23 protein-coding genes and 1 tRNA gene are annotated in these 21661 nt (G+C 65.3%); 10 read left to right on the plus strand and 14 right to left on the minus strand.

The window, feature by feature from the left end; all coding sequences use genetic code 11:
- The first annotated feature begins 25 nt into the window (after positions 1–25).
- Positions 26–1399: a sigma-54-dependent transcriptional regulator gene (locus ACSDHM_RS14450; protein ID WP_072167645.1), complete on the plus strand. Its 1374-nt coding sequence runs from the start codon at positions 26–28 to the stop codon at positions 1397–1399.
- Between the two features lie 95 nt (positions 1400–1494).
- Here ACSDHM_RS14450 and pilB read toward each other — a convergent pair whose 3' ends face one another.
- The 3 genes from pilB to ACSDHM_RS14465 form a co-directional block, all read right to left on the minus strand.
- On the minus strand, positions 1495–3225 hold the full coding sequence (gene pilB, locus ACSDHM_RS14455) for a type IV-A pilus assembly ATPase PilB (protein ID WP_439426346.1): 1731 nt from the start codon (positions 3223–3225) through the stop codon (positions 1495–1497).
- A 63-nt stretch (positions 3226–3288) separates the two neighbouring features.
- Positions 3289–3708: a pilin gene (locus tag ACSDHM_RS14460; RefSeq protein WP_227837949.1), complete on the minus strand. Its 420-nt coding sequence runs from the start codon at positions 3706–3708 to the stop codon at positions 3289–3291.
- 95 nt (positions 3709–3803) lie between these two features.
- The gene (locus ACSDHM_RS14465) at positions 3804–4214 is read right to left on the minus strand and encodes a pilin (RefSeq protein WP_227837948.1); all 411 of its coding nucleotides are present in this window, start codon (positions 4212–4214) and stop codon (positions 3804–3806) included.
- 355 nt (positions 4215–4569) lie between these two features.
- Between ACSDHM_RS14465 and ACSDHM_RS14470 the strand changes: the two genes are divergently transcribed.
- The 3 genes from ACSDHM_RS14470 to coaE are packed head-to-tail and all read left to right on the plus strand — an operon-like array spanning position 4570 to position 7324.
- Positions 4570–5829: a type II secretion system F family protein gene (locus ACSDHM_RS14470; RefSeq protein WP_227837946.1), complete on the plus strand. Its 1260-nt coding sequence runs from the start codon at positions 4570–4572 to the stop codon at positions 5827–5829.
- A gap of 8 nt (positions 5830–5837) precedes the next feature.
- Positions 5838–6701 (plus strand): prepilin peptidase, encoded by an 864-nt coding sequence (locus tag ACSDHM_RS14475; protein WP_005418626.1) that lies wholly within the window; start codon positions 5838–5840, stop codon positions 6699–6701.
- 11 nt (positions 6702–6712) lie between these two features.
- On the plus strand, positions 6713–7324 hold the full coding sequence (coaE, locus tag ACSDHM_RS14480; RefSeq protein ID WP_439426347.1) for a dephospho-CoA kinase: 612 nt from the start codon (positions 6713–6715) through the stop codon (positions 7322–7324).
- Positions 7325–7497: 173 nt separating this feature from the next.
- Here the strand turns inward: coaE and ACSDHM_RS14485 are convergent, their stop codons facing one another.
- From ACSDHM_RS14485 to ACSDHM_RS14520, 8 genes are all read right to left on the minus strand, one after another.
- Positions 7498–7884, minus strand: a complete 387-nt coding sequence (locus ACSDHM_RS14485) for a hypothetical protein (protein ID WP_072167640.1) — start codon at positions 7882–7884, stop codon at positions 7498–7500.
- A 535-nt stretch (positions 7885–8419) separates the two neighbouring features.
- Positions 8420–9790, minus strand: coding sequence for a sensor histidine kinase (locus ACSDHM_RS14490; RefSeq protein WP_069139309.1), 1371 nt, complete (start codon positions 9788–9790; stop codon positions 8420–8422).
- Positions 9753–10430 carry a response regulator transcription factor gene (locus tag ACSDHM_RS14495; RefSeq protein WP_005410804.1) on the minus strand — a complete coding sequence of 226 codons (678 nt, stop codon included), beginning with the start codon at positions 10428–10430 and terminating at the stop codon, positions 9753–9755. Before ACSDHM_RS14495 ends, ACSDHM_RS14490 begins: the two co-directional genes overlap by 38 nt.
- Positions 10431–10592: 162 nt before the next feature.
- Positions 10593–11054, minus strand: coding sequence for a hypothetical protein (locus tag ACSDHM_RS14500; RefSeq protein ID WP_439426348.1), 462 nt, complete (start codon positions 11052–11054; stop codon positions 10593–10595).
- 115 nt (positions 11055–11169) lie between these two features.
- Entirely contained in the window at positions 11170–11640 is a 471-nt protein-coding gene (locus ACSDHM_RS14505) for a hypothetical protein (RefSeq protein ID WP_111008108.1), read from the minus strand.
- 94 nt (positions 11641–11734) lie between these two features.
- On the minus strand, positions 11735–12214 hold the full coding sequence (locus ACSDHM_RS14510) for a hypothetical protein (RefSeq protein WP_439426349.1): 480 nt from the start codon (positions 12212–12214) through the stop codon (positions 11735–11737).
- A 258-nt stretch (positions 12215–12472) separates the two neighbouring features.
- Entirely contained in the window at positions 12473–13351 is an 879-nt protein-coding gene (gene rimK / locus ACSDHM_RS14515; protein WP_005418651.1) for a 30S ribosomal protein S6--L-glutamate ligase, read from the minus strand.
- Between the two features lie 97 nt (positions 13352–13448).
- Positions 13449–13691 carry a hypothetical protein gene (locus ACSDHM_RS14520; protein ID WP_111008110.1) on the minus strand — a complete coding sequence of 81 codons (243 nt, stop codon included), beginning with the start codon at positions 13689–13691 and terminating at the stop codon, positions 13449–13451.
- A 145-nt stretch (positions 13692–13836) separates the two neighbouring features.
- Here ACSDHM_RS14520 and ACSDHM_RS14525 point away from each other — a divergent pair, with 145 nt between their 5' ends.
- On the plus strand, positions 13837–14340 hold the full coding sequence (locus tag ACSDHM_RS14525; protein WP_146260250.1) for a hypothetical protein: 504 nt from the start codon (positions 13837–13839) through the stop codon (positions 14338–14340).
- A 50-nt stretch (positions 14341–14390) separates the two neighbouring features.
- Here ACSDHM_RS14525 and ACSDHM_RS14530 read toward each other — a convergent pair.
- Together ACSDHM_RS14530 and ACSDHM_RS14535 are read right to left on the minus strand one after the other, a co-directional pair.
- Positions 14391–14464: transfer RNA gene (locus ACSDHM_RS14530), tRNA-Gly, on the minus strand.
- A 117-nt stretch (positions 14465–14581) separates the two neighbouring features.
- The gene (locus ACSDHM_RS14535) at positions 14582–16435 is read right to left on the minus strand and encodes an autotransporter domain-containing esterase (RefSeq protein ID WP_053501089.1); all 1854 of its coding nucleotides are present in this window, start codon (positions 16433–16435) and stop codon (positions 14582–14584) included.
- 207 nt (positions 16436–16642) lie between these two features.
- On the opposite strand from ACSDHM_RS14535, the gene thiS reads away from it, so the two are divergent.
- The 4 genes from thiS to ACSDHM_RS14555 all read left to right on the plus strand — a co-directional run bounded on the left by thiS (position 16643) and on the right by ACSDHM_RS14555 (position 20400).
- Positions 16643–16843, plus strand: a complete 201-nt coding sequence (thiS, locus tag ACSDHM_RS14540; RefSeq protein ID WP_072167635.1) for a sulfur carrier protein ThiS — start codon at positions 16643–16645, stop codon at positions 16841–16843.
- 153 nt (positions 16844–16996) lie between these two features.
- Positions 16997–17791: a thiazole synthase gene (locus tag ACSDHM_RS14545; protein WP_164229966.1), complete on the plus strand. Its 795-nt coding sequence runs from the start codon at positions 16997–16999 to the stop codon at positions 17789–17791.
- Positions 17791–18525 (plus strand): tRNA (guanosine(46)-N7)-methyltransferase TrmB, encoded by a 735-nt coding sequence (gene trmB, locus ACSDHM_RS14550; RefSeq protein ID WP_053501092.1) that lies wholly within the window; start codon positions 17791–17793, stop codon positions 18523–18525. Before ACSDHM_RS14545 ends, trmB begins: the two co-directional genes overlap by 1 nt.
- A 27-nt stretch (positions 18526–18552) precedes the next feature.
- Positions 18553–20400 carry an SLC13 family permease gene (locus tag ACSDHM_RS14555; RefSeq protein ID WP_005418803.1) on the plus strand — a complete coding sequence of 616 codons (1848 nt, stop codon included), beginning with the start codon at positions 18553–18555 and terminating at the stop codon, positions 20398–20400.
- A gap of 392 nt (positions 20401–20792) precedes the next feature.
- Here the strand turns inward: ACSDHM_RS14555 and ACSDHM_RS14560 are convergent, their stop codons facing one another.
- On the minus strand, positions 20793–21128 hold the full coding sequence (locus tag ACSDHM_RS14560; protein WP_188240662.1) for a Rieske (2Fe-2S) protein: 336 nt from the start codon (positions 21126–21128) through the stop codon (positions 20793–20795).
- Between the two features lie 178 nt (positions 21129–21306).
- Between ACSDHM_RS14560 and ACSDHM_RS14565 the strand changes: the two genes are divergently transcribed.
- Entirely contained in the window at positions 21307–21588 is a 282-nt protein-coding gene (locus tag ACSDHM_RS14565; RefSeq protein WP_005410817.1) for a hypothetical protein, read from the plus strand.
- The last annotated feature ends 73 nt before the right edge of the window (positions 21589–21661 follow it).

The raw sequence follows: 21661 nt of genomic DNA on the forward strand, positions 1-21661 counted from the left end.
GCCCCCTCGTTTATCTTTCACGCCCATGAACGAAACCCGCAGCGCCCTCGTCGTCGACGACGAACGCGACATCCGCGAACTGCTGGTACTGACGCTCGGCCGCATGGGGCTGCGCATCAGTACCGCAGCCAACCTTGCCGAAGCGCGCGAACTGCTGGCCAGCAATCCGTACGACCTGTGCATCACCGACATGCGCCTGCCGGACGGCAACGGTATCGAGCTGGTCAGCGAGATCGCCCAGCACTACCCGCGCACGCCGGTGGCGATGATCACTGCCTTTGGCAGCATGGACCTGGCGGTGGAAGCGCTGAAGGCCGGCGCCTTCGATTTCGTCAGCAAGCCGGTGGACATCGCCGTGCTGCGTGGCCTGGTCAAGCACGCGCTGGAACTCAACAACACCGAGCGGCCCGTGCCCGGCCCTGCCGCCGAACAAGGGGCGCGACTGCTCGGCGACTCGCCGGCCATGGACGTGCTGCGCACCACCATCGGCAAGGTCGCGCGCAGCCAGGCGCCGGTCTACATCCTCGGTGAATCCGGCGTGGGCAAGGAACTGGTCGCACGCACCATCCACGCCCAGGGCGCCCGCGCGGCCGGCCCGTTCGTACCGGTCAACTGCGGTGCCATTCCCGGCGAGCTGATGGAGAGCGAATTCTTCGGCCACCGCAAGGGCAGCTTCAGCGGCGCCCACGCCGACAAGCCCGGGCTGTTCCAGGCCGCGCATGGCGGCACCCTGTTCCTGGACGAAGTGGCCGAGCTGCCCCTGCAGATGCAGGTGAAGCTGCTGCGCGCGATCCAGGAAAAGTCGGTGCGCGCGGTCGGCGCCGCCAACGAAGAGCCGGTGGACGTGCGCATCCTCTCGGCCACCCACAAGGACCTGGCCGAGCTGGTCGAGGACGGGCGCTTCCGCCACGACCTCTACTACCGCATCAACGTGATTGAGCTGAGGGTGCCGCCGCTGCGCGAGCGTCGCCAGGACCTGCCGGAACTGGCCGCGTCGGTGCTGGCACGGCTGGCCCGCAGCCACGGCCGCCCGACGCCGTTGCTGGCGCCGTCGGCATTGGATGCACTGGCCCAGTACGCCTTCCCCGGCAACGTGCGCGAACTGGAGAACATCCTGGAACGCGCGCTGGCCCTGGCCGAAGAAGACCGCATCGGCGCCGACGACCTGCGCCTGCCGCAGCATGCCCCGCGCACGCCCGGCAGCGCAGCACACGCCGAAGCCGTGGTGGACCTGCAGCCCGGCAGCGCCGCCCTGCCCTCGTACATCGAACAGCTCGAACGCAGCGCCATCCAGCGCGCGCTGGAAGAAAACCGCTGGAACAAGACCCGCACCGCCGCGCAGCTCGGCATTACCTTCCGCGCGCTGCGTTACAAGCTGAAGAAGCTGGGGATGGAGTAAGCACAGGGCCCGACGCGGGCCCACCAACCTGGTAGTGCCGGCCGCTGGCCGGCAAACTCATGCATCGCGGCATCCACGCATGGCGTGGATCGACCTCAATCCTTGGTAACGCGGTTGATCTCGGCCAGGCTGGTGATGCCCGCAGCGGCCTTCTTCAACGCCGACTGGCGCAGATCGTTCACCCCGATCTGCTGTGCGGCCTCGGCAATCTGCAACGCATTGCCGCCAGCCAGTACGATCGTGGCGATCTCGTCGGTCATCGGCATCACCTGGTAGATACCGGTACGGCCCTTGTAGCCCTCGGTGCACTCATCACAGCCGACCGCCTCGTACAGCTCGATACCCGCGTCCAGCTGCGCCTGGGTGAAGCCTTCGGCCAGCAGCGCATGCTCGGGCAGATTGGCCGGGCGCTTGCAGTTGCTGCACAGCCGGCGCGCCAGGCGCTGGGCGATCACCAGCGTCACCGAGCTGGTGATGTTGTACGGCGCGATGCCCATGTTCATCAGGCGCGCGATGGTCTGCGGCGCATCGTTGGTGTGCAGCGTGGACAGCACCATGTGGCCGGTCTGCGCCGCCTTGATCGCGATCTCGGCCGTTTCCAGGTCGCGGATTTCGCCGACCATGATGATGTCCGGATCCTGTCGCAGGAACGAGCGCAGGGCCGCGGCAAAGGTCATGCCGCGCTTGTTGTTCTGCTGCACCTGGTTGACGCCGGGCAGGCGGATTTCCACCGGATCTTCGGCGGTGGAGATGTTGCGCGTCTCGTCGTTGAGGATGCCCAGCGCGGTGTACAGCGACACGGTCTTACCCGAACCGGTCGGGCCGGTCACCAGCACCATGCCGTACGGCTTGTGGATGGCGTCCAGGAACAGCTTCTGCTGGTCCGGCTCGTAACCCAGCTTGTCGATGCCCAGCTTGGCCGCGCTGCCGTCCAGGATACGCAGCACCACCTTCTCGCCGAACAGGGTCGGCAGCGTGCTCACGCGGAAGTCGATCTGCTTGGTCTTGGACAGGTTGAGCTTGATGCGTCCGTCCTGCGGCACGCGCTTCTCGGCAATGTCCAGCTGCGCCATCACCTTCAGGCGCGCGGCGATGCGCTGGTTCAACTTGACCGGCGCACGCGCCACCATCTTCAGCAGGCCATCGATGCGCAGGCGCACGCGATAGTCGTCTTCATAGGGCTCGAAGTGGATGTCCGAGGCACCCTTGCGGATCGCGTCCACCAGCACCTTGTTGACGAACTTCACCACCGGGGTGTCGTCGCCCTTGGCATCGATGCCGGAGTCGCCGCCGCCGGAAATGTCCTCGTCACCGCCGGACACATCCAGGTTGCCAATGCCATCGTCGTCACCGCCCAGCGCGTCGCCCAGCGTGTCATGGCTGGCATGCCACTGCTCGAGCGTGCGGCGGATCTGGTCTTCATCCACCAGGATCGGCTCCACCACCAGATTGGTGTGGAACTTGATCTCGTCCAGCGAATGGGTCGGATTGCTGGTGCCCACGAACAGCTTGCCGCCGCGTTTGAACAGCGGCAGCACGTTGTGCTTGCGCAGCAGCTCCTCGCTAACCAGGCTCATCGCGTTCTGGCTGGCGTCGAACGTGGACACGTCGAACAGCGGCATGCCGAACTCGACCGCATTGGCGGCCGCCAACTGTGCGGCACCGACCACCTTGTTCTGCGCGAACCAGGTCGGCAGCGGCTGGCGGGCCGCAGCGGCCTTGGCCATCGCGTCGCGGGCGGAAGCCTCGTCCAGCGCACCATCCTGGACCAGGCGACGGGCCAGGCCGGTGATGCCGACGAGATTGGCGGTGGTTACGGCGTTCATGAAGCTGCTCCTACTCCCCTGCTCAGACTACCCCAGCGGCAGCGTCAAAACCACCAGCGAAAGTCACCCATGGGGACAGGCTTTGGGAGCAACTTCCTCTGGCGCATTGGTCTTGCAGTCCCAGATGCCCGTGCTAGCGGAATAGGTGATCGTGACCGTCGCCGACCTGATCTTCTCACTGACGCCAGTCGCCTTCATCGTGGCGGTGATCACGCAGGGCACCCCCGCCACGGCTGCAACACCGTCAACATACTTACCTGTGACAACCGCACTGGCAGGCAATGAACAGGAAGATGCACCGTTGCTGTTAGCGAACTGCTCAGCCACGGGCGCTTTCAGCCCGCCCAACAGTGTGATCGCTTCGGACACCTGACTGCGGGCCACATAATCGTTGTACTGCGGAATCGCAATTGCAGCCAAGATCGCGACAACCGCGACGACGATCATCAACTCAATTAGAGTAAATCCAGACTGCTTTTTCATGCGAGCGCCCCCAACGCGCATCCCCCCACCGATGTAGGAAAAACAAAAAGCCCCGGGCAGAATCTCCCGGGGCTCTCGACTCTACCTAGAGCTGTTTAGATGCAAGCCTTCGGCTTGACCTCGGCCGGGGCGGTGGTCGCACAGGTCCATGCGCCGGTTGCCGGAGCAAAGGTCAGGGTCACGGTCGAACCAGACACCTTGTTGTTCACACCGGCGGACTTCATGGTTGCGACAACCGCGCAATCACCGCTCGCCTCAACCTTTTCAACATACTTGCCGGTCACGACCGAGTTCGCCGGCACCTTGCACGAATTAGCTGCGGCGTTGTCCTGAGCATAAGCTTCAGCGATCGGGGTCTTGAGACCGCTCGCCAGGGTGAACGCTTCCGACAGCTGCGCGCGAGCGGTGTAATCGTTGTACTGCGGGATCGCGATCGCGGCCAGGATGGCGATGATCGCGACAACGATCATCAGTTCGATAAGGGTGAAGCCCTTCTGGTTCTTCATTTGGTACATCCCCAAGATAAGTGGTGGTTGATTTCAGAAGTCAGGATCGGTCTGACCAGTGGTCAGCTGAGCGGGTCCTGCCCCCTGCGGGTGGATCAACGCAGGTTGCGTGCCAACCCCGGCACGCCTCCCCCTGGATTTCCCCGCGCCCATGATGGCAGCTATTTCACGGATGGGAACCCCCCGGATGCGAATCTGCGATGGACGCGGCAATGTGACGCAGTGCGTCACCTTTGGTCGGCACCCGGCACGAATTCGCATCATGGGCCCCTTGGCAACTGCCCAGACGGGCATGAACCCGCTACCATCGACGGCTAGACGCCCGCCTGGGGATGGCGGGTCTTGGGGAGCCGATATGTCTGTCAGTCGCAGTGCGATCAAGAAAGAGCCCGTGGCGCGCAGCACCACGGAGCTGCAGCCGTTTGTCTGGGAGGGGATCGACAAGCGGGGCGTGAAGATGAAGGGAGAGCAGTTGGCAAAGAACGCCAACTTACTCCGCGCCGAACTTCGCCGCCAAGGGATCAATCCTGGTCAAGTCAAACCGAAACCCAAACCTCTCTTTGGGGCAGCTGGAAGCCGGATCACGCCGAAAGACATCGCGTTCTTCAGCCGTCAGATGGCAACGATGATGAAATCTGGCGTACCGATCGTGTCGGCGTTGGACATCATCGGTAGTGGGCACAAGAATGCCCGCATGAAGAAGATGGTAGAAGGGATCCGAGCCGACATCGAGGGTGGCTCATCCCTCTACGAGTCCGTCAGCAGGCATCCGGTGCAGTTTGATGAGCTGTATCGAAATCTCGTGCGTGCAGGCGAAGGAGCCGGCGTGCTCGAGACTGTCCTGGACACTGTGGCAACTTACAAAGAGAACATCGAAGCCCTCAAAGGCAAGATCAAGAAGGCCTTGTTCTACCCTGCTATGGTGGTCGTGGTCGCGCTGCTGGTCAGTGCAATTATGTTGATTTTCGTGGTACCGCAGTTTGAAGAGGTCTTCAAGGGATTCGGAGCTGAGCTACCGGCTTTCACTCAGCTGATCGTGAACCTCTCGCGATTCATGGTGTCTTGGTGGTGGTTGATAGCCATTGTTCTGGTGGGGGCGGTTGCTGGGTTTGTGATGAGCTACAAGCGCTCACTTAAAATGCAGCACACGCTTGATCGATTTGTACTCAAGATCCCCATCATCGGCCAGATCATGAACGACAGTGCCGTCGCGCGGTTCGCGAGAACAACTGCCGTAACGTTCAAGGCCGGTGTACCGCTCGTGGAGGCGCTCGGGATCGTCGCGGGCGCAACGGGCAACAAAGTCTACGAGGAAGCCGTTCTGCGCATGCGTGACGACGTGTCGGTAGGCTACCCCGTCAACATGGCTATGAAGCAGACCGCACTGTTCCCCCACATGGTGATCCAGATGACTGGCATCGGTGAGGAAGCCGGCGCACTGGATTCCATGTTGTTCAAAGTCGCCGAGTATTATGAACAGGAAGTCAACAATGCCGTGGATGCCCTGAGCAGCCTGCTCGAACCGATGATCATGGTCTTCATCGGCGTCGTCGTAGGCAGTATGGTCATCGGCATGTACCTTCCCATCTTCAAACTTGGCGCCGTCGTCGGCTAAAGGTATCAATGGCATTTCTCGACCAGCATCCCGGCCTCGGCTACCCCGCCGCGGCCGCCCTGGGGCTGCTGCTGGGCAGTTTCCTCAACGTCGTCATCCTGCGCCTGCCCAAGCGGCTGGAGTGGCAGTGGAAGCGCGATGCGCGGGAGGTCCTGGAGGAACCGGACTTCTACGAGCCCCCACCACCGGGGATCGTGGTCGAGCCCTCGCACTGCCCGCACTGCAAGCACAAGCTGAGCTGGTACGAGAACATCCCGCTGTTCAGCTGGATCATCCAGGGCGGCAAGTGCCGCCACTGCAAGGCGCCGATCTCGCTGCAGTACCCGCTGGTCGAGGCCCTGACCTCGGTGCTGGTGCTGGCCTGCGTCTGGCAGTTCGGCTTCGGCTGGCAGGGCTTTGGCGCCATCGTGCTGACCTGCTTCCTGATCGCCCTGTCCGGCATCGACCTGCGCACCCAGCTGCTGCCCGACCAGTTGACCCTGCCCCTGATGTGGCTGGGCCTGATAGGCAACATCGACAACCTGTACATGCCGGCCAAGCCTGCCTTGGTCGGCGCAGCGGTGGGTTATCTGTCGCTGTGGATGGTCTGGTGGCTGTTCAAGCAGCTGACCGGCAAGGAAGGCATGGGCCACGGCGATTTCAAGCTGCTGGCCGCCCTCGGCGCCTGGTGCGGGCTGAAGGGCATCCTGCCGATCATCCTGCTGTCGTCGGTGCTGGGCGCCATCATCGGTTCGATCTGGCTGTACACCCGGGGCCGTGACCGCGCCACGCCCATTCCGTTCGGCCCCTACCTGGCCATCGCAGGCTGGCTGTACTTCATGTGGGGCGCGCCCGTGGTCGAGCAGTACCTGGTGTTGAGCGGACTGCGCTGAGGGGAATCCCCATGAGCCGGTATGTGGTTGGCCTGACCGGCGGCATTGCCGCCGGCAAGAGCGAGGTGACCCGGCGCTTCGAGGCGCTGGGCATCGTGGTGGCCGACGCCGACCTGGCCGCCCGCGCGGTGGTCGCTGCCGGCAGCCCCGCCTTGGGCCGCATCGCCGAGCGCTTCGGCGCCCACATGCTGCAGGCGGACGGCAGCCTGGACCGGGCGCGCCTGCGTGCCCACGTGTTCGCCGATCCGGCCGAACGGACCGCGCTGGAAGCGATCACCCATCCGGCCATCCGCCTGCTGATGCAACAGCAGTGCGAGCAGGCCGCCAGCCCCTATGCGATTGCCGCCATTCCACTGCTGACCGAGGTCGGCGGGCGGCAGGCCTACCCGTGGTTGGACCGGGTATTGCTGGTGGACGCGCCCGAAGCCGTGCAGCACGCCCGGCTGATGCAGCGCGACGGCATCGACGCCGCGCTGGCCGACAAGATGATCGCCGCCCAGGCCAGCCGCGCGCAGCGGTTGGCACTGGCCGATGATGTGGTGGTCAACGATGGCCACCCCGAGGATCTGCAGGCGCAGGTGGAAGCGCTGCATGAGCGCTATCTAGGGTTGGCTGGGGGTTGAGGCCTGGTTGCCGGCCAGCGGCCGGCACTACCGGAGCGCATCCACGCATGGCGTGGATCTACCCGGCGCCAGCGTGGAACTGCTGCAGAGCCAAGCCCATGCTCGGCTGCGATCATCAAGCCGAGCATGGGCTCGGCTCTACAAAGCGTTCTGCATCCACGCATGGCGTGGGCCTACTCCAGCTGCAGGCGGGCATAACGGGCCAGTTCTCGTGCGCCAAGCAGCAATCCATCTACGACATCCGGGCTGAGCTGCTGATGGGCACCGCCCTGCTCGCGGGCGGCTTCGGCGGCGTGCAGCACCTGCATGAGTGCATTCAAGCCGGCCAGGGTGCGGCTGAGGCCGGCCATGGTGGCCGCCTGTGCCGGGCTCAGTCCCTCCGCTTCCAGCCGTCGACCGTCGGCTGCATCGCGCCCGTCCATGCGGGCCAGCAGCGCGGGCAGCAGATCCTTGGGATCATCGAGCAGGGTTTCGATGCGCTCGGCGACGTCGGCGGGCAGCAGGTCAGCGGCTTCGCCGATCAGGGCGTGCAGCTGGGGGAACAAGGGGCGTGCGGACATGATGAATCTCCTCGCAGACGGCGGGCCACCCGCGGATGCAAGGTGGCGGACGGTGCGGGTTGGCGTACCGGAGACCCAACAATTCAAAAGCTAAGGAAAAAGACTCCAGCGGATTCTGACGAATCCCCACGCACCATCCGCCGAAACGAGGCAGGTGATGCATTTTCCATGATGGCCGCTGCACATCTGGAGCTTTTGAATTGTCGGTTTTTTTCGGGACGCCAATCCCGGCCAGGGCACCTGCCCCGGCCGCCCCATCTGGCCATCACGCAGCGCTGTGATCTGTAAGGAAATTCTCAAGCCGCAGTTGGGTGCACGAATGCGTGCATGCGGACACGCGCGCGGCGTGGTGGCGATCACGGTGATGTCGTGTTGGGCTTCTGGCGCATCACGACTGCGAAGTTAATTCGATGGCACTAGCGACACAGGGCGCAACACGAACCCGCGGTAGAGCCGAGCCTATGCTCGGCTCCGGGAAGCCACCGCAGCCGAGCGCGGGCTCGGCTCAGTGGAGCACCCACCAAAGTAAAGCTCCTTACAACGGCTTCGGCGAGAATGTCAGGGTGGCGATTACGCCGCGCTCGCCACCGGGGCGCACGCTGACCTGCCAGCCATACAGATCGCACAGGCGGCTGACGATCGACAGGCCGATACCACCGCCCTGCGAATGGCCGGCGTGCGTGCCGCGATAGCCGCGCTGGAACAGCTTGGCGGCATCCTCTTCGCTCAGGCCCGGTCCGCTGTCGGTTACCGACACCGAATTGCTGCCGACAAAGACGCGCACCTCACCATCCTGCGAGTACTTCACCGCGTTGCCGATCAGGTTGCCCAGCGCCACCGACAATGCGGCTTCCGGCGCATCGATCACCAGGTTGCGCTCGCCTTCCAGTGCCAGTTCCAATGGCTTGCCGCCCAGCTGTGCACGGTGGGCGTCCAGCAGCTGTTCGGCTACGCGGGCGACGTTACTGGTGCCCTGCCCGCGTTCGTTGCGCGACAGCAGCAGCAGTGCGCCGATCAGGTCGCTGCACTGTTGTTCGGCGCGCTGGATGCGCTGCAGACGCTGCAGCACCTTCTCATCCAGGCCGGGCCGGGTCAGCAGCAGCTCGGTGGCGCCACGTATCACCGCCAGCGGCGTGCGCAGCTCGTGGCTGACGTCGGCATTGAACTCACGGTCGCGCTGCACCACTTCGGTCAGCCGCGACGAATAATCATCCAGCGCCTGCGCCAGCTGCCCCACTTCGTCATCGGGGAAACGTGGCGCCAGCGGCTCGGGCTCGCTCGTGCCGCCGCGATAGGCACGCAATCGCGCGGCCAGGTCCGAGACCGGCTTCATCACCTTCGATGCCGACCACCAGCCCAGCACCAGCGACAGCAGGCTGAACACCAGCACCGATAGCACCAGCGCGCGGTTGAGTTGCTGCCCACCGCGCACGCTGTCGGTCATGTCGTAGGCCAGGAACGCCCAGGCGTCGGGTGTTTTGCGCACGGCCAGCTTGTACGCATACGGTTGCCCGCGCTCGTCCACGCCAGAGATGTTGTGATTGCCATCGGGCAGCGCAGCCCAGTCCGGCTCTTCCTCGCGCAACGCCTCGAACTTGTCGGGTTTGACGAGGCGCGCACGCATCTGCTGCACGGGCAAGTCGGGGTTGCGATCCGGGCTCTCGTAGAACCGCCGCACATACTCGTTGATGTTGCGGTTCATCACGTCTTCCACCAGCTGGTTTTCCACGCGCATGCGGGCCCAGTTGGTGGCGAACGCGAACAGTGTTGTCAGGCAGAAGCCCAACAACACGAACGAGACGATGATGCGGCTGCGCAGGCGCCGCCGATACGGCGAACGCCGGCGCTCCCCCTTGGTTGCCACGGAATCAGGCTTCCGGGGTAGCGATGCGGTATCCGATGCCATGGCGGGTCTGGATCAGCGGCACTTCAAACGGCTTGTCGACCACCGCACGCAGGCCGTGGATGTGGACACGCAGCGAATCCGAATCGGGCAGCTCTTCGCCCCAGACGCGGGTCTCCAGTTCCTGGCGGGTAACAACGGCCGGCGCGGCCTCCATCAGGGCCTGCAGGATCTTCAGCGCGGTCGGGTTGAGCTGCAGCAGCTTGCCCTGGCGGCGCACTTCCAGCGTGTCCAGGTTGTATTCCAGATCGCCGGTTTCCAGCACGCGGGTCTGCACGCCCTTGCCGCGGCGCGACAGCGCGTTCAAGCGCACTTCCACTTCCTGCAGCGCGAACGGCTTGATCAGGTAGTCGTCGGCGCCGGAATCGAAACCGGCCAGCTTGTTGTCCAGCGAGTCGCGGGCGGTCAGCATCAGTACGGGGGTCTGCTTGCGCGCTTCGTTGCGCAGCTTGCGGCAGACTTCAATGCCGTCCATGCCCGGCAGGTTCAGGTCCAACACGATGGCGTCGAACTCGTGGACCACCGCCAGGTGCAAGCCGGTCACGCCGTCGGCGGCGAAGTCCACGGTGTGGCCACGATCCTCAAGGTAGTCGCCAAGGTTGGCGGCGATGTCGCTGTTGTCTTCGATTACGAGAATGCGCACTGGGACCTCTGGTTCTTGAAGGGTCGTCGGGGGGCCAGGCCCACCTGCTCAGGATGCCCCTGCGCGGGTGGACGCGACGTCTACCTGCTGAACGATACAGGTTCCATTCTTAACATTTCGTACCGACGGGGCGACACCGGGCAAGGCCCCTGCGGCGGCGGGTCAGCGGCTGATGCGCTGCTGGTCGGTCAACGCCTGGCGGCTGTCTTCCTGGGCCTTGCGACGCTGGGCCACGGTCAGGCAGGCGCTGGTCGGCATGTTGCTGCCGGTCAGGCGCTCGCGGCGGCAGATCATGCGGCTGTCGGCCTGGGCGCGGGTCATGATGGTGTTGACGATCTCCTGCTCGTTGAACAGGTCGTTGCGCTCCTGCGGGGCCAGCTCTTCCACCTTCTCGCGGCCATTCATCTTGATCCGGATCCGGTTCAGCGCCTGCTGCACGCGGCTCTTGTCCTCCAGCCCGATCTCGCTGTAGTCCTCGCTGCCCATGGCCGTTTCAACGCGGCGGATCTGTTCGGATACCGGGGTGAAGGAATCCATCTGCACGGTGTCCTTCTGCGCCTTGGCCTGCACGGTGGCCACCAGGCCGAGCGACAGCATCAGGGCGAGCGTAGTGGCGCGGTACATGACGAGCTCCATGTTCGTCCATGAATAGGGTCTCGACTTTACGGTTGCGCCGATGCGTCCACAAGGGACGCACGGCAGGGTGACCGATGGCGGCCTGCGACCGGCCCAACCACGGTTACGGCTTGTAGTTGTTGAAGCGCTGGTTGTCGTTGAGCGTCTTGCGGCTGTCTTCCTGCGCCTTGCGGCGCTGGGCCACGGTCAGGCAGACGCTCTGCGGCATGTTGCTGCCGGTGGTGCGCTCGCGGCGGCAGACCATGCGACTGTCGGCGTGGGCGCGGGTCATGATCGTGTTGATCACTTCCTGGTCGTTGAAGATCTCGGTGCGGTCCTGTGGGCTCAACTGCTCCACCCGTTCGTGGTCGCCCATCTTGATCTTGATGCGGCCCAGCGCCTGCTGCACGCGGCTTTTGTCTTCCAGACCGATCTCGCTGTAGTCCTCGGTGTTGATCGCCGTTTCAACGTTGCGGATCTGTTCGGCCACCGGTGCGTTGGCGTCGAACCTCACCTGCCCTTTCTCGGGCTTGGCGTGCGCGGTGGTGGCCAGTGCCAGGCCCAGCATCAGGGCGAAGGGGGTCATGCGCTGCATTGTTACCTCCAGGTTCTTCCATGAGTGGAAAATCGGCCCCACGGTGCCACCGATACGCCGTTACGGCACCCCGGTGGACCGGAAGGCGGTGCGGTCAACGCCCGGCGGGCGGTGGGCTGAGCGTGTTGTAGCTGCGCTGGTCGTTGATCAGCGCCTTGCCTTTCTCTTCGATCCGGCGCCGTTCGGCCACGGTCAGGCAGCGGCTCCTGGGCATGTTGCTGCCAGTGGTGCGTTCGTACCTGCAGATCTGCCGGCTGTCGTCATGGCCACGCGCCATCAGGGTATTGATGCGTTCCTGCTCGTTGAAGACCTCGGCCTGCAACTGCGGCGGCAGCTCCTGCACGGTCTGGCGTTCGCCCAGGTGCTGGCGGATACGCGACAGCGCCTGCCGCACCTGGCCGCGATCCTCGGCAGACAGTTCGGCATAGTCGGGGGCGGCCAGCGCGGTTTCCACCTGGCGCATCTGCTCGGCGACCGAGCCCTGCCGGTCCATCTGTACAGCGACTTTCTCCGGCTTGGCGGCAACAGCGCCAGACAGGCCCAGCAGCAACGCGATCGTCATGATGCGGTACATCGCCAACCTCCCGATCCATCCCGGAACGAAGGGCCAACTCTACGACCGTCACGCGGCCTCCACAAGAGACCTTGGGCACAGAGCCGACATGCATAAAAAAGGCCCAGACGGTGCACCCGCCTGGGCCTGAAGTCGTATCCCGATACCGATCCTGCTGAGAGGCAGAGCTGCGGTTCGCTGAAGCCTACGCCGGGGCCGATTAAAGCCTCGTTAAAGCCCCGGATCATTTACCCATGAGAATCACAACCCCATGAATAATCAGGGTTTTTTGATCTTCTCTACGTGTTCGATGATGCGTGTGGCCACGTCGACCCCGCAGGCCGCTTCGATGCCTTCCAACCCGGGCGTGGAGTTGACCTCCAGCACCAGCGGGCCGCGCGCGGAGCGGATCAGGTCCACGCCGCACACCGACAGGCCCAGCGCCTTGGCCGAACGCACCGCCACCTGTTGCTCGGCGCGACTGGCCTTGGCCGCCACGGCGGTGCCGCCGGCGTGCAGGTTGGAGCGGAAGTCACCCTCCGGTGCCTGCCGCTGCATCGACGCCACCACCTGGTCGCCCACCACGAAGCAGCGCAGGTCGGCGCCCTTGGCCTCGCCGATGAATTCCTGCATCAGGAAGTTGGCGTACAGGCCGCGCAGCGCTTCGACGATGCCGCGCGAGGCACTGGCCTTCTCGGTCAGGATCACGCCGCGACCCTGGGTGCCTTCATTGAGCTTCACCACATGCGGCGGCGGGCCGAGCATGGACAGCAGATCGACGGTGTCATCGGGGTTGTCGCCGAACACGGTGACCGGCATGTCGATGCCCTTGGCCGCCAGCAGCTGGTGCGCGCGCAGCTTGTCGCGCGAACGCAGGATGGCATCGGACGGATTGGGCGTGCGCGCGCCCATCAGCTCGAACTGGCGCAGCACGGCGGTGCCGTAGCGGGTGATCGAGGCACCGATGCGCGGAATGACCATGTCCACACCGGTCATCGGCCGGCCCTTGTAGTGCATGGAAAAGCCATCGGCGGCGATGCGCATGTAGCAGCGCAACGGGTCGAGGATGCGCACGGTATGGCCGCGCGCGCGCGCCGCCTCGACCAGCCGACGGGTGGAATACAGGGAGCTGTTGCGGGACAGGATGGCGAGCTTCATCGCGGAGGGATCGGTCGGCAGGCGCGCAGCATAGCGCGGGCGTGTGGCGGGCGGATGATGCCCGTCGCCGACGATCTCGAACGTTGTGGATGAAGCTTCAGCTGTCCCGTTCAGCACTGACCTGGAAGCCACGGGCCGCTTCGCCCAGCGCCGCCACGCAGGCCATCTGCAGGGCAGAATTGCTGAACGCCTGCTGGTAGATCTGCTCGAGCAGTTTCGCGGCCTTGGGACCACCGGCACGCCCGAGCGCGCGCACGGCCTCAAGCTGCTTGTTCGAGCCGACGCCGGCTGAAAGAAAGATCCGATGGATGCGCTCGACGACGTCGTTCCGGCAGTTCATGGAAGGCAGCTCCTGATCAGTATCCGCTCACGCTAGCTGCTCAGTGCCGGCCTGCCCATGGGAAAAGTTTGAAGCGTTACGCGCCCCTCCGCAGCGCCTCTAGGAGTTCTACGAAAATGTCGCTTTCGGCTGGAAGCAGGCGAGCGTGCCGATCACCATGGAAGCTCCTCCCAAAGCGGAAATCCCGATGTCGAAAATGGAGCGACTTGCACAGAAGCTGCAGCAATCCGCACACGCGGAGCAGGCCAGGGCCGCCGCCATCGAAAAGCAGTACCAGGACTGGATCCAATCGCTGCATGTGCTGTTCGACACCATCGAACTGTGGCTGCAACCGTTGGTGCAGGCGAAGGTGGCCACGCTACGTCGGGACACGGTCACCATCACCGAGAATCCGTCATCCGGGGAACTGAAAACCTACGCGGCCCCCGCACTGACCCTGAACGTCAATGGCAAGGCCGCCGCGATCAAGCCTCTGGCCCGCTTCTGCTTCGGCTGCCAAGGACGGGTGGATATTCTGGCCCGGGAAAACCAGTGGCACCTGACACGGCACTTGGAGCCGGACGAGGTCTGGTACCTGCACACGCATGATCGCGCCCAGGGACGCGTGCTGGACGCGGACGCGTTGGCCGCGGTGTTCGCGGCGTACTGAGGCGGTCTGAAGGAACCTGCGCGGCGGAAACGCGACGCGGTCTTGAAGGATGGAGCGGGCGATGGGAATCGAACCCACGTCAGTAGCTTGGGAAGCTACAGCTCTACCATTGAGCTACGCCCGCAGTGCGCGGTGAAAGTCTATGCGGTTGGCCCGGTGTTGCGCAATGGCGGCCACCGCATCCGCGAGGGGTCAGAGCCCTTTCCTCGCGGAAAGGGCTCCGACCCCCGGCGGTTGCTGCTTAGAACGTGCCGCTGAAGTTGGCGAACAGGGTGGCGTCCTGCGCGCGCTTCTGGCCGGTCGACGCGCTCAGGCCGAAGTTGCTCTGCAGGCCGAACAGTTCGGTGCGGGCACCCAGCACGACGGTGGCGTAGTTCTTGTCGAACTTCAGGCCCGGCACGCGGTAGCTGCCCAGTTCCGGCAGGGTCTGCAGCCAAGCGCTGGCCTGCTTGGTGTCCTCGAACTCGTGGTCGTAGGTCACCTGCGCGTACGGCTTGAGGGTGCCGCCATCGAAGCGGGCCTGCCAGCCGATGCGGCCGACGGTCGAATCGACATTCTGGCGGTCGTAGCCCAGCGCGGTGGCCAGCGTGCCGGCCGCGGCGCTTTCGGTGTAACCGTCGATCTTCACCTTCTGCCAGATCACCGAAGCGATCGGGCCGTGACGGAAGCCGCCTTCGGTGCCGAACTCGTAACCGGCGTTCAGGGCGGCGGTCAGGTTGCTGCCGTCCGGCGAACCACCATGCTCACGGGTGGCCGGGCCCAGCTGGACCTTGCGGTTCACGTCATAGGACAGCCAGGTGTAGCTGACCTGACCGTTCACCCAGATGCGGTCGCCGTACCAGCCAGCGAACAGACCGGCCGAGGTGTCCTTCTGGGTGAAGTCGCCGCGGTTGTTGCCGAAGTCGGCGTTGAGGCGACCGAAACCGGCGAAGCCGCCGAACACCATGCCGTCGCGTGCCCAGTCGATACCGAACAGGCCGGCCGGGGCCAGCCCGTCGTACAGGTCGGCGTGGTCGTAGCGCTGCAGGTCGCCCCGCACGCCACCCCACCAGGACAGGCCGTCAGCCGGACGACCGCCCAGGTGCATGCTGACCTGGTCGGCGCGCGAGCGGCCGATGGTCTGCGCCGAGTGGCTCAGCACCTGCTGCAGGCGCGGCGCTTCCAGCACCGAGACTGCGTACTGGCCCAGCAGCTGATGGCCGGCGGTGGTCGGGTGCACGCCATCGGCGAACAGGTAGGTGTTGGCCGCATCCGGGCTGACGTAGCTGGTCGGGTTGCAGGTCAGGATGCTCTGCGTCGAGTTGGCCGGATCGATCTTGCAGGCGGTGCTGGTGACGTTGGTGAAACCGTACATGCCCGGGTTGGCGGTCACTTCACGCAGGATGCTGAAGGTATCGAGCGGAATGAACTCGATGCCCGCCTGCTTCAGGCCACCGTACAGGGCCTTGTTGTAGCCGGCCGACAGTGCGGTGGCGGCGGCGGCATTGGGGCCGCGGAACTGTGGGGTGATGCCCACATCCGGCAGGTTTGGTACCAGCACGTACTGGGCGCCGGCCTGCTTCAGCGCACCCACCAGCGCGATCTGGTCGGTGACCGCTGCGCCGATGATGCCCTGCACCTGGGCCTGCGACGCGCCACCTGCCGCCGCACGGGTGGCCGCGAACAGATCATTGGCGCCTCCCCATACGGTGTACAGGGCGTTGCCGTCGGCCTTGCCACCGTTCGCAGCAAGGTAGCGGGTTGCTTGCGACTTCAGCGACGGAATCACGCCCAGGCCACCGGCCTCGTCCACTGACACGCGGGCACCGCCGACTGCATAGTTATCACCGCTCTGGCCGTTGCCGTTGGCGGCGCCATTGAGGCCATAGTAGTTGGCGACCTGCTGCGACCACACCCAACCCGGGTTGGTGGTGAACTGGCCGGTGACCGGACGCACATCGGCCGGCAGCAGCGGGCGGAAATAGCCGGCGTCGGTCAGGCTGTCGCCGAAGAACACGGCCTTGGAATACGGGGATTCGCCTGCCATGGCCGGAACCGCGGCCAGCGCGATCGCGGCCGCCATCAGGGAGCGGATCGGGCGTTTGCTGAGCAGCATGTAAGAAACTCCTGTGGGGATATCGTTGAGGACCCGGCGGACGTACGCCGGCGCACGGTGAATGGTTTCACTGCGCCGCCTTTTGCTCACGCTGCGCCGCCGCATGGATTGTCGCCCGGCAGCGTCGGACAACGCTGTGCCGGGGCTGGCGGCCGAGGCAATTTGCAAGGGTTCCGATCCGCGAAGGCCATAGGCGACAATGCGGCGATGAACATCCAGCTCAACGGCGAACCCCGTACCCTGCCCGCCTCGGCGACCCTCCACGATCTGCTGCAGGCAGAGCAGCTGCTGCAACGCCGGGTCGCGGTCGAGGTCAACGGCGAGATCGTCAGCCGCAGCCGCCATGGCGATTACGTCCTGGCCGAGGGCGACGTGGTGGAGATCGTGCACGCGCTGGGTGGGGGCTGAGACCTATCCGCGCAGTGCTGGCCGCTGGCCGGCAATCCGACGCTGTCAGGCACCCTGCATTTGCCGGCCAGCGGCCGGCACTACCCATACCGATCCGCGGCCGGCACGCCATTGCGTGACCCCATCTTCAGGCGGATAAGCGATAATCGCGCCATGAACGTTCATGTCTCCCCCGATTCGCTGGTAATCGCCGGCAAGACCTATGGCTCGCGGCTGCTGACCGGCACCGGCAAGTTCAAGGACCTGGAAGAAACCCGCCTGGCGACCGAGGCCGCTGGTGCCCAGATCGTCACCGTGGCCATCCGCCGCACCAACATCGGGCAGAACCCGGGCGAGCCGAACCTGCTGGACGTGCTGTCGCCGGAGCGCTTCACCATCCTGCCCAACACCGCCGGCTGCTACACCGCCGAGGACGCGGTGCGTACGTGCCGCCTGGCCCGTGAGCTGCTGGACGGCCACAACCTGACCAAGCTGGAAGTGCTCGGCGACCAGAAGACCCTGTACCCGGACGTGATGCAGACCCTGAAGGCCGCCGAGCAGCTGGTCAAGGACGGTTTCGAGGTGATGGTCTATACCTCCGACGACCCGATCCTGGCCAAGCGCCTGGAAGAGATCGGCTGCGCTGCGGTGATGCCGCTGGCCGCGCCGATCGGTTCGGGCCTGGGCATCCAGAACAAGTACAACCTGCTGCAGATCATCGAAGACGCCAAGGTCCCGATCATCGTTGATGCCGGCGTGGGTACCGCGTCGGACGCGGCGATCGCGATGGAGCTGGGCTGCGACGGCGTGCTGATGAACACCGCCATTGCCGGTGCGCGCAGCCCGGTGCTGATGGCCAGCGCGATGCGCAAGGCGGTCGAGGCCGGCCGCGAGGCCTTCCTGGCCGGGCGCATCCCGCGCAAGCGCTACGCCAGCGCCTCCTCGCCGGTGGACGGGCTGATCGGCTGATGACCAATCCTTTTGACAGCGCCGGTTCCAAGGCCCCGCCCAAGCCCTTCACCGTGAGCGAGGGCCGCCGCGAGGTGCGCAGCTTCGTGTTGCGCCAGGGCCGTTTCACTCCCGCCCAGCAGCGCGCATTCGACGAACGCTGGCCGCGCTTCGGCATCGATTACAACGGCCAGCCGCGTGACCTGGACGCCACCTTCGGCCGCCCGGCACACAAGGTGCTGGAGATCGGCTTCGGCAATGGTGCCGCGCTGCGGTTCGCCGCCCAGCACGACCCATCGCGCGACTACATCGGCATCGAGGTGCACGCCCCGGGCGTGGGCCGGCTGCTGAACGCGCTGGCCGAGGACAATGCCGACCACGTGCGCCTGTACCACCACGACGCGGTGGAAGTGCTGCAGAACGAGATCGCCGACGGCGCGCTCGATGAAGTGCGCATCTACTTCCCGGACCCGTGGCACAAGAAGCGCCACAACAAGCGCCGCCTGCTGCAGCCGGCATTCGCCGAACTGCTGGTGCGCAAGCTGCGCCCGGGGGGCCGCCTGCACTGCGCGACCGACTGGGAAGACTACGCCGAGCAGATGTGGGACGTGCTCGACGCCACCGCCGGCCTGGTCAACCGCGCCGGCCCGCGGGGCAGCGTGCCGCGCCCGGACTGGCGCCCGCAGACGCACTTCGAGACCCGCGGCCAGAAGCTCGGCCACGGCGTCTGGGACCTGTTGTACGACCGCACCTGACGATCGCCTGAGGACGCCGCGCCCCACATGGATACCGCGCTGACGCTGACCAACGACATGAAGCTCGTGCTCGGGCTGGTCGGCTTCACGATGGCGATGTTCCTGTTCGAGCGCATCCGCGCTGACGTGGTGGCGCTGGTGGTGCTGGTGGTGCTCGGTGTCACCGGCCTGATCGCGCCGGAGGAGATCTTCGGCGGTTTCTCCGGTAACGCGGTGATGAGCATCATCGCCACCACCATCCTCGGTGCGGGCCTGGACCGCACCGGGGCCCTGAACCGGCTGGCGGCCTGGCTGCTGCGGCGCGGCCACGGCGTCGAGCAACGGCTGCTGATGATGACCACCGCCATCGCCGGCCTGAACTCGTCCTTCATGCAGAACCCGTCGGTGATGGCGTTGTATCTGCCGGTCGCCTCGCGACTGGCGGCGCGCACCGGGCTGACGATGCAGCGCCTGCTGCTGCCGATCTCGGCGGCGATCGTGATGGGCGGCGCGCTGACCATGGTCGGCAATTCGCCGCTGATCCTGCTGAACGATCTGCTGGCCTCGGCCAACAACAACCTGCCTTCCGGCCTGGCCACCATCGAGCCGCTGCGCATGTTCGCGCCGCTGCCGATCGGCGTGGCGTTGCTGATCGCTTCGTTGCTGTACTTCCGCTACTACGGCGACCGCAAGCTGATCGAAGAGGAAAGCCTGGTCAATGACGGGGTCACCCCGGCGCGCACCGAGAGCTACTTCGCCAAGACCTATGGCATCGAAGGCGATGTGTTCGAGCTGGTGGTGACCGCCGAGAGCCCGCTGGTGGGCATGACCCTGGGCGAGGCCGAGACCCTGCACGATGCGCCACTGCTGCTGGCCCTGAAGACCGGCAACGACACCCGCCTGGCGCCGCCGGCGGAGATGCGCATCTGGGTCGGCAGCGTGCTCGGTGCGATGGGACCGCGCCAGCAGATCAGCGACTTCGCGCAGAACCAGTTCCTGCGCATGTCCTCGCGCCTGAAGCACCTGGGTGACCTGTTCAACCCCAGCCGTGCCGGCATTTCCGAGGCAGTGGTGCCACCGACCTCGAACGTGATCGGCAAGAGTGCGGCCGATCTGCGCCTGCGCAAGGAGCGCGGCATCAGCCTGCTGGCGATCAACCGCGACAAGCAGGTGATCCGCGAGGACGTGCGCGACGTGCAGCTGCGCGCCGGCGACATGCTGGTGTTCCACAGCATCTGGACCGACCTGGCGCAGGCCGCGCGCAGCCGTGACTTCGTGGTAGTGACCGATTACCCGACCGGCGAGCAGCGCCCGCACAAGTTCAAGATTGCGATGGCGATCTTCGCGCTGACCATCCTGATCGCGCTGACCAGCAAGCTGCCGGTGGCGCTGACGCTGATGACCGGCGTGGCCGGCATGCTGCTGACCGGCGTGCTGCGCATGGACGAGGCGTATGCCTCGATCAACTGGAAGACGGTTTTCATGATGGCCGGGCTGATTCCGCTCGGCTGGGCGATGGATTCCAGCGGCGCGGCCGCGTGGGTGGCCGGCCATACCATCGACAAGCTGCCGACCGGCATTCCGGTGTGGGTGCTGGAGGTGGCGCTGGCGCTGCTGACCACGGCGTTCTCGCTGGTGATCAGCCATGTGGGTGCGACCATCGTGATGGTGCCGATCGCGGTGAACCTGGCACTGGCAGCGGGGGGCAACCCGACCGCGTTCGCGCTGATCGTGGCGCTGTCAGCGTCCAACAACCTGATGACGGCCTCCAACCCGGTGATCTCGATGATCACTGGCCCGGCCAACTACACCCCGCGCGAGATGTGGCGGGTCGGCGGCCCACTGTCGCTGATCTACACCTGCGTGGTGGTGCTGATGATCAACCTGATGTTCTGAGGGTTGGGGTTTGTTGGCAGGGCTGCGCCCTGCACCCGCAGAAGCCGAAGCAACAGCAACAGCAACAGCGTGCATTCCGTGGGATGGCGGGGGTGGGTCCGGTTGCGGGGGACGCTGCAAGTACGTCCCTGTAAGCTCGGTCACCGCATCCATGCGGCTCACGCCCCCGCAACCGGACCCACCCCGCCTTCGACAGTTTCACGCGGCTGGTGGTGGGTGCCGACCGTTGGTCGGCACCGATCTCGCTCTGGTAGCTGTCGACCTTGGTCGAGACCGTAGATCCACGCCATGCGTGGATGCCCTTTGTAGCGTCGAGCCATGCTCGACTGCTCCTGGCTTGATGGGGTCAGAGCCGTTTTCCTGCGGAAAACGGATCCGACCCCCAGCTGGCCTCAAGCCAGGTAAACCTGCCCGTCGCGCACGTCCACCGGCACAGCGCGCAGCCGGTCGCCCTTGCAGGGGCCGGCGATGCAGTCGCCGCTGTCCAGCGCGAACGAGGCACCATGCGCGGCACACACCAGATGACCCTCGCGGCTCTTCAGGAACTGGCCCGGCGCCCAGTCCAGGCGGCGGCCGGCGTGCGGGCAGATGTTCAGGTAGGCGCGCACCTGCTCGCCGTCGCGATACAGCAGCAGCGACTCGGCATCGCCATCGATCACCGCTTCGACCTCGGCAAACGCGCCATCGGCAATGGCATCAAGGGCGATCAGGGCAGCAGCGATAGTCATGGCGAAGGCTCGGGCGGTAAACCGGAATTGTCGCATGCCTGCTCAGGTGACTGGCTGCGACATGAACACAAGTCATTGATCCGTAATAAGCACAGGGTATATTTAACGAGTTTTTCACTCAATGACAGTGGCGCGTCCCGATACTTTGGTTTCGCTGATCCCAGCCTATCGAGCCGCCATGTTCAATCGCGCATCCGCCTTCAACCAGTTCCGCACCCTGTTCGCGCCGCGCAAGCCGCGTCACCCGCTGGTGCGCGTTGCCGTTGGCCTGCTCGGCCTGGCGATCCTGGCGGCGATGGTGTTCATCGGCGTGTTCGTTGGCGCGGCGATGATCCTGGTCGGCCTGGCGTGGAAGCTGCTGGCCTCGCGCAAGCCGGGCGTTGCGCGTCCGGTTGACCCGACCGTGGTTGAAGGCGAGTACCGCGTGGTGCGCAAGCCGGTGTTGCCGGCCTCGCGCTGATGCAGGCCTTCCGCACCCGCTGACGGCGGGCGCCATGCGTTCTAGACTGCGGGCACGCCCTTCCTGGATGCCC

This window comes from Stenotrophomonas sp. T8, from assembly GCF_051853085.1.
GTDB lineage: Bacteria > Pseudomonadota > Gammaproteobacteria > Xanthomonadales > Xanthomonadaceae > Stenotrophomonas > Stenotrophomonas sepilia.